The sequence below is a fragment of the Marinimicrobium sp. genome (genome assembly GCF_002695945.1).
In the GTDB taxonomy this organism is placed as follows: Bacteria; Pseudomonadota; Gammaproteobacteria; order Pseudomonadales; family Cellvibrionaceae; genus Marinimicrobium; species Marinimicrobium koreense.
This window is the reverse complement of sequence record NZ_NZQP01000011.1, coordinates 42,796-55,613: the sequence shown is the minus strand read 5'-3', so window position 1 is coordinate 55,613 and position 12,818 is coordinate 42,796. Positions and strand designations below refer to the sequence as shown.

Here is a 12,818-nt window from a genome sequence, read left to right as displayed (position 1 = left end):
CTTCTCGTTGACATCCATGTCTCGGCTTTGGCTTCCTGCGTCGCACTAACACCTACATCCATGTAGGTGTCCGAGAGTCTCGAACCGGTATACCGCCTGCCCGCCTCAGTGCCAACCTGAAATCCTGCAGTAACGTCTCAACCAGTGGAGACAGACAGTATGAAGCTCATCGGTTGGCACGTAGGCCTCGGCAAGGTGAACCCTTTGGAGACTCTCGGAGGCAGGGAGCCGACGAGAAGCCTACAGGGATGTATTCACGGCGGATCTCCAAAGGGTTCACCTTNCCGAGGCCGGACGCTCCAAGAACCTCGAAGTCACAAAACCGAACCACATTGATAAACCGCCAACGATCACTGACAATGAAGGCATTGTCACCGTTTGGTTAGGGGTTGTCCACGACCACCCACCGAACGACTCAACCAACCGCGACAGGACTCCTATGGCTACCACCGCCCCCTACGGAAGTTGGGCCTCGCCCATCAAAGCCCAGACCCTCACCCAGGGCACCGTCCGCCTCAGCGAACCCGCCATCGACGGCGACGACATCTACTGGCTCGAATCCCGNCCCAGCGAAAAAGGCCGCAGCGTACTCGTGCNGCTCAACGCCCANGGCCTGCGCCAGGATGTTACCCCCCATCCCCACAGCGTACGCACCCGCGCCAACGANTANGGCGGCGGCAGCTACTGCGTNCAGGACGGCGTCGTCTACTGCGTGCTCGACAGCGATCANCGCATCTACCGGCTNATCGGCAAAGAGCTCACCGCTATCTCCCCCGAAGGCGATTATCGCTANGCCGACCTCACACTGGATAGCGAGCGNCAGCGTCTGATCTGTGTGCGTGAAGATCACACCGACAGCGGTACCGAGGAGAAAGCGGAGATTGTCGCCATCGCACTGGACGGCAGTGGCGAAACCCGGGTGCTTGCCTCCGGTGCGGATTTTTACAGCAACCCGCGCCTGAGCCCCGATGGAACCCAGTTCTGCTANCTGTGCTGGAATCACCCCAATATGCCCTGGGACAGCACCGAGTGCCATCTGGCGGAGGTATCCGAGGATGGGGCACTGAAGAATGTCCGGATGATCGCCGGGGGCGAGGACGAGTCAGTGTTTCAGCCGCAGTGGGCCCCGGATGGTGAGCTGTATTTTGTCTCGGACCGCAACAACTGGTGGAACCTGTACCGCTGGACCGGGGAGGATGCGGAAACCCTGTGTCACCTGGACGCGGAGTTTGCCACGCCCCAGTGGGTGTTTGGCATGTCCACTTACGATTTTCTCGGCCCCAATACCGTACTGTGCACCTACACCCAGGAAGGCTACTGGCTGTTGGCGCGGCTGGACCTGACCCACGGTAGTCTGACCCGGATCGAGACCGGTATGACCGATATCAGCTCGGTCCGCTGTGGCGGCGGCAAGGGGCTCTTTCTGGGGGCCAACGCGCAGCACAACACCTGCCTCTGGGCTTTCCGCCCCGAGGGCACCGAGGCGCTGGTGCCGCTGGCCCGTTCAGCGTCNACGGACCCGGACCATCATTACCTGTCCAACCCGGAACCCATGACCTTTGAAACCGCCGATGGCGAAGAGGCGCACGGTTTCTATTACCCGCCCCACAATCCCGACTTTGTGGCACCGGAAAGCGAACGCCCGCCGCTGCTGGTGATGTGCCACGGCGGCCCCACCGGAGCGACCCAGACCGCCCTGAACCTTAAAATCCAGTTCTGGACCAGCCGCGGTTTTGCCGTGCTGGATGTCAATTACCGTGGCAGTACCGGTTACGGCCGCCGTTATCGCGAACGACTCAAGGGCAACTGGGGTGTGACCGATGTGATCGATGTGAGCAGCGGCGCCGAGGCCCTGGCGCAACAGGGGCTGGCGGATCCGGAGCGCTGCGCCATTCGCGGCAGCAGTGCCGGCGGATACACGGTATTGGCCGCCCTCACCTTCCGCGACACTTTCCAGGCCGGCGCCAGCCTTTATGGCATTGGCGATCTGGAAGCCCTGGCTCGGGATACCCACAAGTTTGAATCCCGCTACCTCGACACCCTGGTGGGCCCCTACCCCGCACAGCAAGCCGTGTATCAGGAGCGCTCCCCGATCAGACACATCGAACAACTCCAGTGCCCGGTGATTTTCCTGCAGGGTGAAGAGGACAAGATCGTTCCCCCCAACCAGGCCGAAGCCATGGTCAAGGCACTGACCGACAAGGGCATCGCCAACGCGCTGGTACTGTTTCCCGAAGAGGGCCACGGTTTCCGCCAGGGCCCGAACATCGAGCGAGCCCTGGAGGCCGAGCTGTATTTTTATGGCCAGGTTTTCGGTTTCACGCCAGCCGACAACATTGAACCGGTGCCCATCGCTCACCTGAAGGAGATTCACTGAGTATGGGCCGCTGGCGTCCCCCCGCCCCCCGAAGCTCGCCCTACATCACGCCGACGGGCGCCCGTCGGCTCAAGGAAGAGCTGACCCAACTGTGGAAGGTTGAACGCCCGCAGGTCACCCAGACCGTGCACGAGGCCGCAAAAAACGGCGACCGCTCGGAAAATGGCGATTACATCTACGGCAAAAAACGCCTGCGGGAAATCGACCGCCGGGTGCGCTACCTGAGCAAACGCCTGGAAAACGTGACCATTGTCGATCGCCTGCCGGAGGACCGGAGCAAGATCTTCTTCGGCGCCTGGGTGACCCTGGAAGATGAAGACGGTGAAGAGCGCACCTACCAGATCGTCGGGCCGGACGAGTTTGATCTCAGCAANGGNCANCTCAGTGTCGACTCGCCGCTGGCCCGGCAGCTACTCGGNAAGCGGGTGGACGATGAAGTGGTGGTGCGCACCCCGGAGCATGGAGAGCTGGTGTACTGGGTGGCGGCNATTGAATATCGGGCGTATGAGGATGCNCTTCCGTAGNGCCCCGCGAGCCNGNAGCCCTATTGGTGCACNTCCCTGTGCCGCTTCCCTAACTCTCCCGCTTGCGCAAAGTCTCCCGCACTTCCAGNGCATCGTAGCTGTCGCCTTCGGTGGGACGCACTCCCTTNCCCAGGCGGATTTCCAGGATCACCTCCGACTCNGCTCGATCACCCGAACGAATCTCGGCACNGTAGGTGGTGGAGGGGCGGGAGCGAGTGGAACAGCCGAGCAGACCGCAGCTGCGCTCCCACTCCNGGGTGCGGCTTGCGNCCAATTTGCTTCCTGACTCCCGCTTNTCNCCATCCANNTGCCGATCNACAACGACNAACCAATCGTGGTCCGCCATCAGGGTCAGTTCGGCGGCCCGCAGCAGAGCGTAATCCATGGCTTCGAATTGGGTATCACCGCGCATTTTAAACGACACACGGTAGCGGTTATCGGCAATCTGGCTTTCCCGGTAGCCGTAGCCGCCGTCTGAGGCAGGTTGGTAGACCTCAGGTGCCGCGCAGGCACTGATCAACAGAGCCATCATCAAAGCGAGTATTGGCTTTTCCATACACTACCTCCCGGTTATCTGGTCAAGGGCTTTAACGATTGTCCCGATGGCCTCTGGCTACGGCTGCCAATCGCCTTCAATCAATTGTTTTTCCTGCTCCGGTTCAATAATGCCGTCGTCCATCATCTGGTCCAGCGCACTGTCCAGCAATGAACCACCGCTGGCGGTCTGATAACTGCCGGGCGCTGCGGCCGGCTGCCGAACACTGGCCAACTCTTCCCAGCCGGCATCCGCCTGTTGGGCTCGGCAGGCAATGTGTTCCGAACGCTCTCCCGCACCGGTCACCGAGTACTGCCGGCAATGCTGCCCATCGCGGTTGACGAAGGTGAGGCGGGGAGTGATTTCCCGACCGTCGGGCAGAGTTTCACTGGTGCCGCTGGGCAGCGTTTCCAGACGCTCGGCGACAGACTGGAACGCATCGGCCTGCGGATTCCCGGCGTTGTCGGTGATCTCGGCCAGTCCGAACCCGAACGCCAGCGCAATAGCAGCGGCAATACCGGTTTGCGCATTCAGGGCCTGACGGGCCCGGCGCCACAGGGGAAAGGCAATCACCTGGGCGGACTCGGCCTTGGTGTCGTCCTCCGCCAACAGCTTTTGTACACCGCTCGGCAGCGGCCGTTCATCAATGGCGTGGGCGCGCTCGCGTACGCGTTTGTCCACGGCACTCAGCTCCGCGAGGCGGTCTGCCAGTGCCGGGTCTTCGGCCAGCCGGGCGCGAACCTGCTCCATTTCGGCCGGGGGCAGTTCGCCGTCCAGAAAGGCCGACAGGGTTTCATCGTTGATGTTCATGCGCTGGTCCTCGCAACAGGTGAATTCAGGCTTTGTATGAGAGCGGTTCGGGCGCGAGCCAGGCGGCTCATCACCGTGCCCGGGGGTATTTCCAGCGTGGCGGCCGCCTCCTTGTAGGACAGGCCCTGAACCGCCACCAGCGACAACACCAGGCGCTGGTCGTCCGGCAGTTGATCCATTGCGCGGCTGACCTGGTCGAGTTCGACTTCGCTCGACATGGCCCGCTCTCCATCGACGATTTCGCGCTCCTGCAGTTGCGGATCAAAGGTCGCTTCCTGACGGACCTTCCGGGAGCGGTAACCGTCGATCCACAAATTCCGGCAAACCCGGAACAGCCATTTCGTCAATTCCACTCCTTCGGGTACCGTGCGGTTCAGCGCTCGCTCTACCGTGCTCTGCAGCAGGTCGTCGGCATCGTCCATCGACCCGGTGAGCGAGTAGGCAAACCGCCTCAGTTGAGGCAATACCTCGGTCAATTCGCTTTTCATAGACAGCACCTTTCTGTTGTACCCTGTTAACGGGCCAGCGGTTTTTTTATTCCCGGCCCCAGGAATTTTTTATCGGGTGAGGCCGTTATAGTAACAGGTACCCCACTAGCTTCTTCACCGGATATGCGATTATGAAAGCCAAACGCCGACCCGCCAGATTGACCCGATTGCGCCCACTGGTGCTGTGCCTGCTGGGCTTGGGCAGCGTCGCCCAGGCTCAAATCGGTTTGCCATCGGCGGTGACCGACCGGGTGGAGCGCTCCGTTGATTCGGTAGAGCGCCTGCGCCGGGACTCCCTACCCGATGTCACCAGTGCCCTGGAGCGCCGGTTCACTGCCCCGTTGCCGGAGCAACTGCCAGACAACCTGCGCCCTCCGGAAGAACCCCTGAGCGCCCTACCGAGCCGCTTGCCGATACTGGATTCCCGGGGCGCCACCCTGTTTATGGAGGTGGAAGTGGAAAACGGCTGGCGCGCCGTACAGAGCGAGTGGCTGCTGATGCTCGCGCCCGAAGAACGGGCGCTGTTGGAACCGCTGAATGTCGAAATCCTGGAGCAGAAGCGTCTGCCAAAACTGGGGTTGGAGATGGTGCGCTTTCGGGTACCGGCACGACTGGATTCCTACGCCGCTCTGCAGACAGCCTTGCCGGCCGACTTGGCCGAACGGCTGGACCGCAACCATATCTACAACCCCCAGTCCGACAACCCATCGTCGACACCTGTCGAGCGCCCGCGCAAACCGCTGTGCGAACAACCGGTGAAGGTGGGCATGATCGATACCGCCATCGCCACGGAACATCCGGGGCTGATCAACAGCCGCATCGTGGAACAAGCCTTTTTACCGGACCCCGAGGGCACCGGAGAGCAAGGTCCGCCCACCGGCCATGGCACGGCGGTCGCCGGGCTCATGGTAGGGAGCTTTGACGACGTTCCCGCACGCTTGCCGGAGGCGAGGCTCTATAACGCCTCCGTGTTCTACAGCCGCAATCAATACGCCCAGGGCGCCACCATGATGCATCTGCTGTCGGGCCTGGAATGGCTGGCCGAGCGGGAGGTGAGCGTGATCAATATGAGCCTGACGGGGCCTGACAACCGCATACTCGCCACCGCCATGGAACGGATCACCGCTGGGGGAACCGCCGTGGTCGCGGCGGCAGGCAATGAGGGGCCCGCAGCCTCACCGCTTTACCCGGCGGCCTACCCCGGCGTAATCGCCATTACCGCCGTGGATGCGGACAGGCAGGTGTATCGCTGGGCCAATCGAGGAGAGCACATCGATTTTGCCGGCCCCGGCGTGTCGGTACGCACCACCCGGGGCAATGGGGAATTTGGCCACGAGAGTGGCACCTCCATGGCCGCGCCGACGGTGACCGCTCATGTGGCCTGTGCCCTGGCCAAGCAACGGGCCTCCAGTGAAGAAGTGGTGCACTATCTGGCCGGGCAGGCAAAAGATCTGGGAGAGAAAGGCCGCGACCCGATTTTTGGCCACGGCCTGTTGGAGTAGCGGGCTAACCTCAGAACTCCACACTCAGCAACGCCGACACCCCGGTTTCCCGGTAATCCGCCGCGTCGAAGTTCGATTGGTAATTACCGTGCTCGACCTTGGTTTCCAGCGCCAACCACTGCGTAAAACTCAGCGACCAGATCGCTTCGACCACATGACTGCGGTCATGCCGAGTGCCCGTTCCGGTCGGCGACATGGCGCTACCCGTTCCGGGCAAGCCTCCGTCGCTTACGTTGTCGTAGTCCCGATCCTGATACCGCCAACCCAGCTGTATCCGGCTTTCCTTACCCGCTATCGAGCCTGTGTAGGAATAGCGAGCCCGCAGTTTAAGAGCGGCATTGTCGAACGCCAGCGAACGGGCCTCCTCCACCTCGCGGCCCACGCCCAGTGACCAGAAGCTACGGGCACCGTTGAAAAAGTAATAGACATCGGCGGCCAGTTCTTCGCCATCGGCGTTGCGTTCGCGGTTGTTCTCAAACCGTTTTTCGCTGTCGGTATAGGCACCGCGAACATACAGGCCCTCGCTGAACAGTTTGGCGGCGTAGAGGCTGTCTCTGGTCAGATCCAGCAAGGGCTCGGACGCGAGCTCGGCGTCCGCGACATGCCGACTCAGGCCCCAGGTAATGCCCGCCAGATCAATGGCAGCATCAAGCGAAGCGATGCCCAGATCCTGGTCGAATTCGCTGACCTCGTGATACCGGCGTGAGGACAGACTGTAACTGCCTTTCAGGGTGATCCGCTCGGTCGGATAAAGCTCACCACCGACCCGGCCGTAAAACACATTTGCCGAGTCGCCCTGGTTGGATGTCTGGTCCAGCGACGCAACCGACAGCGTCGAATCATAGGCACCGCCGGCCTGGAGTTTCACGTTGAAGTCCGCCTTTTTATCCGACGTGCCATCATTCTGAGCAAGGGCGGGAACACTGGAAAAAACGGCGGCAACGGTCAGTACCATTCGGGGTAATGTATTCATATTCATGGGAATGACTCCGAAAAAAAGCACCGGTCGGACTGAGGCCCGCCGGTGCTGACTGGAAGTGGGTGTTAGCGGGTGATACTGGCATCGAGTACCTGTTTGACGGAGGCTTCAGCGGCCCCGGCCGCTTCGCCGGCCACCTGGTCGGCCACCGTTGCGCTCACCTGCTGGGCAACCTCCGCATCAACCGCCGTCGCCGTTGCCGCGCTTACCGAGTTGGACACTTCATTGCCAACCGCCTGGCTGACTTCCGCGGCCACATCGGCACCAGCCGCCGCCGTAACGCTGGCCGACTCCACAGCCGCAGCGGCCTGCTCCTCTGCCTGGGCGCCAGCCTCTGCAGCGGTATCAACGCCACCCTGAACAGCGGCTTCGGCCGTGCCCTGCCCCTGTTCCATACGCTCACCGGCTTGCTCACCGACGGACGCCGCCGTGGTCAGCCCCGCCTCGGCGCCGGCATTGGCTTCGCCCTCGACATTCTGTGCAGCCGAGGTAGCAACCTCGCCAGTGCCTTCCAGCAGAGTGCGGGACTCAGCAGTCAGGTTGGAAGCGCTACCGGATGTTTCATCAGCATCGTCGTTGATAGCATCCCCGTTATCGGAAACCTCATTGCCCGTTTCGGCGGGCTCATCCTGGGAAGACGGCTCTTCGGACCGCAGGCTCACAGTGGACGAGCCGCCCGCATCGCCGCGGGCTTCTGTAGACGCCGCGTTCTGCTGATCCTGTTCACCTGCCGGCTCACCGGCGTCACGAGTTCCTGAGGTTTGCATCTGCGCATCGGCGCTAACCCGAGCGTCAGCCTCGGCCTCAGAATTGAAGGTTTGAGCGGAGCTTGGCAGAGCCAAAACAGAAGCGATTGCGAGAACGAGTGTTGATTTTTTCATGACTAAGACCTCCTACTGATTGGGTTTCAACCAGTTAACGTCTTAGCGGGAGTTTTATTCCATTAAGGGGCTCAGAGTAGATTTCACGGCCATTATCATGGTGAGGGATTAGCCAGAGACGGGGCTACGCTTAGGGCGCAGTAAGCTAATGTCCGTCAAAGTGGTGCAAGTTCACGCAGCGGAAAACCAGTCCGACAACATGCGCTTGTTAGGCGATACACCGACCATACCTATACCAGACAACATTTTTTGTACTTTCTTTGACTACCACAGGGACATGGATCATTACGACCTATCTTCTTTTCATTTCGCCTTTTTGTCGAAAAGTTCACTCGGCCACCATTCTTAAGATTCTGGGGCTTTGGAAGATCTTTAATTGCTTGATCCATCTCATCAGATTGCACCCAGTCAAATTTCATCTCAAGACCGAATTTAATTTTTCTACTTGTAGGATCTAGGCAAAGTCCAAACCAAGTATCGGCTTTTAAAGCGTATTTTCTTTTTTCACAGTGATTTTTTAACCTAGGACCAGCAATATTTACCTTGTCACCATTGCAATGGATAGTTAGTCCGGTTTTACCTTGATCTATACCCAAGGTTAAATCATGATGCTTTCCATCCACACTATGTAATTTACATAGCTGATCAATCCCGTCATTAATTTGTTCTATGGTGTCTCCACTCAATGAAAGGAGCAGAAAGCCAAGATCAATGGTCGCGGGATCGTCTAGACCATCAATTTCAGCTATTAGCCGGCCATAAGTGGTATCTTTGTACTTTGTCAATATACCTTCTGGGGTTTGAATTCCTGGGGCACCATTCCTCCTTGTGAGCATAGCCAAGTCTAGATCGGCACAAATATCATCGCCTAACTGGATCATAGAAATATCACTATCAATCCATAAGTTCTGCTTTAAATGATAGGAAAGGATTGTTAACTCATGATTAGATAAAATCCTTTCCGCGTATTCGACCCTTCTATTTACATAGCTCAGAAAATGTAGTGGAGACTGTAGCATCTCAGTCATAACATCCAGAAGGAAAACATCCATGACAAATGGAGGCTTAATCTCTTTCGTCGTTTGATATGTTAAAAACTGACGTGCTTGAAAACTAAGAGCGGGATAATGATCAGAGACTACGCAGAAAGGATATATGCTTTCAAATTCTCTATATATCTTTAGCTCGCTTCCAGAAGAGTCCTGCAGCCGGTAGCTTTCATCATTTAAGAACTCGGCGCATTGGTATGCTTGATCATAAGCATCTTGAACCGCTTTTTTAAAGTCTTCCTTAAGACTATTGTCGTTCCCTTTTCTTGCGGCAATTGTTAATTTTTTTGATTTTGCTTGAAGAACAATTGCCCTATTGGCAAAAATAACAAGTACATCTATTTCTCCAACTCTAGTTTTCTTATCTTTATAAATATCAATATTGGTAAAAACCCTATTTTTACCAAATACGAGATTAAGCCTTTCTTCTGAGAAACTTTCAGTGAATAACCCTCTGTTTTCTCTAGCTTTAACTTTGTAATTATTGTCCGCATTGAACCAAAAGAAAGGCGTTTCATACAAGGCCTCTAGCAGTCCGTAATTTTGAAACAAAATGAACTCACTTTCGCTCACCCTTATAATTGGGTAAGCATTCATAGGGTTGAAGTCATCTAAAGCGGAGAACTGATTTTTATCAATGTCCGGCGGACAAGTAAACGACTCAAGAAAGAATTTCGTGACCTCTAGATCTACACCGGATTTTTCTGACAATTCCTTATCGGTAAAGACGAATCCAGGAAGCATTGTCCAATCTTCCGGCGATAGCGTCTTTAGTTGAGAGGGAATCACATCGCTAATTTTAGTGTTTTGCAAAAGAAGCAAAGAAGATACTATCTGTTCTGCTTCTTGAATTGAATACCCCTTATTCTTCTGGAACCAATCGCTATCATTTTTATACTTTATTAATGCGAGATCTCGATATTGAAAGTTATAGGCGGCCTCTCCTCCATAGAATATCGATTCTCTCAACGCTTTTCCTGTCCTGAAAGGATTAAAGCTAGGGTCTCCAATTTTGCTTTTATCAAATATTTCTTCTAGTGGAGGCATCATAGCCTTATGCAAACTTTTTAATAGAGATTCGGTTTTATCAATATATTCCTGAATGCTTTTCGGTCCTGGATGAGTAATATTAAGTTGGCCTTTACACGCCAAACCTATTAATGTCGAAATTTCAGTACGAACAAGCCTTTCAAATGAAAATTGCTGAATCACATCATCAACAACCATCTCGCCATCTTTATACCGAATAGTGTTATCTCTAAAGCAAAAGTAAGCTATAGCATGTAGGTAGCCCGGAGATCTGCATAGCGACTCCAGCTCATCAAACAATTCCTGCTCAGTTTTTATTACATCATTCATTGATATACACCGATTTTGGGCTGGCGCCTAACGCTCGGCTCTGCGGCTGCCAAAAGTGGCGCTGTTTTTGCGACAGCAAAAGGAGTGACATTATTGGCAGTCGGAAAGCAGCCGCTTGTTATGGCCTCCCAAGGCTAGATGAGGTCATTGAGAGAGCCGAATGCCTGTCTGAACCTGTCAAGCTGCGAATCGCTTAGATCCTTTTTTAGTTCGCTAATCTTTGACGCAAAATACTTGGCAGGACGATAGTGGTTGAATTTAATCCCATTTGGTAGAGGGTGTTTTTCTAGATATTCCTCTACTTTCTTTACTACTCGCCCTTTGCCTTTTCTTAGGTCAGATACAGATATATTTATTCCATATTCCTTATTTACTAGTTTTAGGTAAAACCCCTCGTTAAACATATCCTCCACATCAGCCTCGTCTCCATCAGTAAAATCCGCATAAGTAAGCACGGACTTCTTATGAAGAAGCTTTTTCTTGAATATATTTTCGATGCTTTGCTTATCCTTTTTTTGGTAGTCGATCAGAACTGCAACATTTAGACTTCTCTGGGAGCCAATCAACGAAACAAAGGTCGATACCTTGTCAGATCCGCCCACTGGAGTAATTGTCCACTGGTCACTAAGCCCGTCCTCACCGCTCTCCTGCAACAACGACGAAATTGTTTGCAAATACAGAAGATCAGAAACACCCTCCACTACAAGATTATTTGGTCCTACAAATAATGTTTGATGAATTTCATAGCCTAGAGCACCTTGTAGCGGAAATAGGCTATCCTCAGTGGCCTCTAAAATTTCTGTAGTGACCTTGGTTCCCTCTTTCTCTTTAGGCACTAATTCGTCAGATTTTTCGACACTAATGTCTTGCACAATGCGAACTCGATCAAACCTCGTGGAATCCACAAGAAACGGAGAATGCGTCGAGTAAATAACCTGATGGTGTGGCCGCAACTCTTTCTCAAAATACTCCAGAAGATCTGCTTGCGCCTTTGCATGCAAGGATAATCCTGGCTCATCCAGAAGAAGAATTAGATTTTCCTTATTCCTTTTCAGATCAGAATACCAGGCTAGAAAAGAGAAAAACCATACAAAACCTCTCGAACGAGTCCGCAAAGGGGTACTAACCATGTGCTTGGTGTCTACAACACGGCCCCAGATATTGGTTCCGGATCTCATTCCTTCTGGGTCTTCTGGTTGAGCAGGTCTAATATCAAATTTCAGCCGTATGTGCTTATTTTGCGACCAATACTTGAGCACTCGTGAGGTAAGCTGGTTTTCAGCTGCTTCTAATTTTGATAGTAACGCTTCGGTGCGCTTTGGATCTGAAAGCTCGTCTAGTTTTAACTTTGCAAGAGAGAGCAAGCCAAGCAAGGGGTGATCCGATTCAATTAACGTATTCTCTGCACGCCTTTTTTGGAGCGCCTCTACATTATCTTGGCCTTTCATCTGGTAATAGTCGTCGAAGTACAAGAACTTGGGAATTCTGCTTCTTAATATGTCGTTGTAAACGACGTATCTAAGTCCGTTTTCCTTTATAGGTTTAATCTTGCGTAACAACGACTGTGCAGCATCTGTTTGCTCAGCAACTTCGATAATAGAGCAGACCTCAGTAACAGAGCCAGCTGCCAGCGCTTGCTCATTTACTGTAGCGGATAAATCTGTTGATTTTATCAGGTATTGCAGTGCCTTTTCTTGGTTTAGCTTAAGCTCTCCGAATGTTCGCTTATTATCGTAGTCTTTTGAAAGTGATACTATCGGGTTGCTAGAGGCGAAGCACTCCTCACCATAGATAGCTTCGACTGCCAAAATGTCTTCGTTTTCCAACTCATAAGTAGCAGTGACAACTACTGCAGGCTCACGCTCGCCCTCTTCTACAGCCTCTTCATAGTCGGAAACATCTCTTCTTGGATAGTCATCCGTAACATCGAAATAACCATCCTCTTCAATTATTGGATTGAGCTTGTACAGGGCTCGCAAAATTGCCGTTTTCCCTGACTCATTCTTCCCCACAAGGCAAGTGATATCATTAATTTCGAACTCCGTAGAGTCGTTAATACTACGGAACTCTTTGATATGTGCTTTCGCTAACTTCATCTTGCCTCCAATTGATTGATGTTGCTTCCTATTCTTGATTGAGCATTGCCATAACAGTATATTCAACATCAATCTGACGTACTTAATCGCGTCAGAATGACGTGTTTAAGTACGTCAGATTGACATATATCCCCGGTCTGCCCAGAAAAATCTTTACCTTAAACGTTTATTGCTTTACGCGGATTTTTGCGTCAAAGCCCGCCCATTCACCGGCTAAA

Annotated in this window: 10 protein-coding genes; 3 read left to right on the top strand and 7 right to left on the bottom strand. The window is 54.2% G+C overall.

Features of this window, described 5'->3' with window-relative positions; translation table 11 throughout:
- Window positions 1–439 precede the first annotated feature (439 nt).
- Both CMG77_RS00965 and greB read left to right on the top strand, forming a co-directional pair.
- A complete protein-coding gene (locus CMG77_RS00965; RefSeq protein WP_286903450.1) occupies window positions 440–2,377 on the top strand; it encodes a S9 family peptidase in 1,938 nt (645 codons plus the stop codon).
- Window positions 2,378–2,379: 2 nt separating this feature from the next.
- A complete protein-coding gene (gene greB, locus CMG77_RS00960) occupies window positions 2,380–2,901 on the top strand; it encodes a transcription elongation factor GreB (protein ID WP_286903449.1) in 522 nt (173 codons plus the stop codon).
- Window positions 2,902–2,950: 49 nt separating this feature from the next.
- Here the strand turns inward: greB and CMG77_RS16065 are convergent, their stop codons facing one another.
- The 3 genes from CMG77_RS16065 to CMG77_RS00950 all read right to left on the bottom strand — a co-directional run bounded on the left by CMG77_RS16065 (window position 2,951) and on the right by CMG77_RS00950 (window position 4,734).
- Window positions 2,951–3,433: a CC0125/CC1285 family lipoprotein gene (locus CMG77_RS16065; protein ID WP_502691711.1), complete on the bottom strand. Its 483-nt coding sequence runs from the start codon at window positions 3,431–3,433 to the stop codon at window positions 2,951–2,953.
- Between the two features lie 81 nt (window positions 3,434–3,514).
- Complete coding sequence (locus tag CMG77_RS00955) at window positions 3,515–4,246, bottom strand: RT0821/Lpp0805 family surface protein (RefSeq protein WP_286807450.1); 732 nt, start codon at window positions 4,244–4,246, stop codon at window positions 3,515–3,517.
- Window positions 4,243–4,734, bottom strand: a complete 492-nt coding sequence (locus CMG77_RS00950) for an RNA polymerase sigma factor (RefSeq protein WP_024460518.1) — start codon at window positions 4,732–4,734, stop codon at window positions 4,243–4,245. The genes CMG77_RS00955 and CMG77_RS00950 overlap by 4 nt, the downstream gene beginning before the upstream one ends.
- A 131-nt stretch (window positions 4,735–4,865) precedes the next feature.
- On the opposite strand from CMG77_RS00950, the gene CMG77_RS00945 reads away from it, so the two are divergent.
- Entirely contained in the window at window positions 4,866–6,236 is a 1,371-nt protein-coding gene (locus CMG77_RS00945) for a S8 family serine peptidase (RefSeq protein ID WP_286807451.1), read from the top strand.
- Window positions 6,237–6,246: 10 nt separating this feature from the next.
- Here the strand turns inward: CMG77_RS00945 and CMG77_RS00940 are convergent, their stop codons facing one another.
- The 4 genes from CMG77_RS00940 to CMG77_RS00925 all read right to left on the bottom strand — a co-directional run bounded on the left by CMG77_RS00940 (window position 6,247) and on the right by CMG77_RS00925 (window position 12,600).
- Window positions 6,247–7,215 carry a hypothetical protein gene (locus CMG77_RS00940; RefSeq protein ID WP_286807452.1) on the bottom strand — a complete coding sequence of 323 codons (969 nt, stop codon included), beginning with the start codon at window positions 7,213–7,215 and terminating at the stop codon, window positions 6,247–6,249.
- A 65-nt stretch (window positions 7,216–7,280) separates the two neighbouring features.
- Window positions 7,281–7,982 (bottom strand): hypothetical protein, encoded by a 702-nt coding sequence (locus tag CMG77_RS00935; RefSeq protein ID WP_286807453.1) that lies wholly within the window; start codon window positions 7,980–7,982, stop codon window positions 7,281–7,283.
- Window positions 7,983–8,326: 344 nt separating this feature from the next.
- Window positions 8,327–10,504, bottom strand: coding sequence for an SEC-C metal-binding domain-containing protein (locus tag CMG77_RS00930; protein ID WP_286807454.1), 2,178 nt, complete (start codon window positions 10,502–10,504; stop codon window positions 8,327–8,329).
- Between the two features lie 134 nt (window positions 10,505–10,638).
- Window positions 10,639–12,600, bottom strand: a complete 1,962-nt coding sequence (locus CMG77_RS00925; RefSeq protein WP_286807456.1) for an AAA family ATPase — start codon at window positions 12,598–12,600, stop codon at window positions 10,639–10,641.
- Window positions 12,601–12,818: the final 218 nt, after the last annotated feature.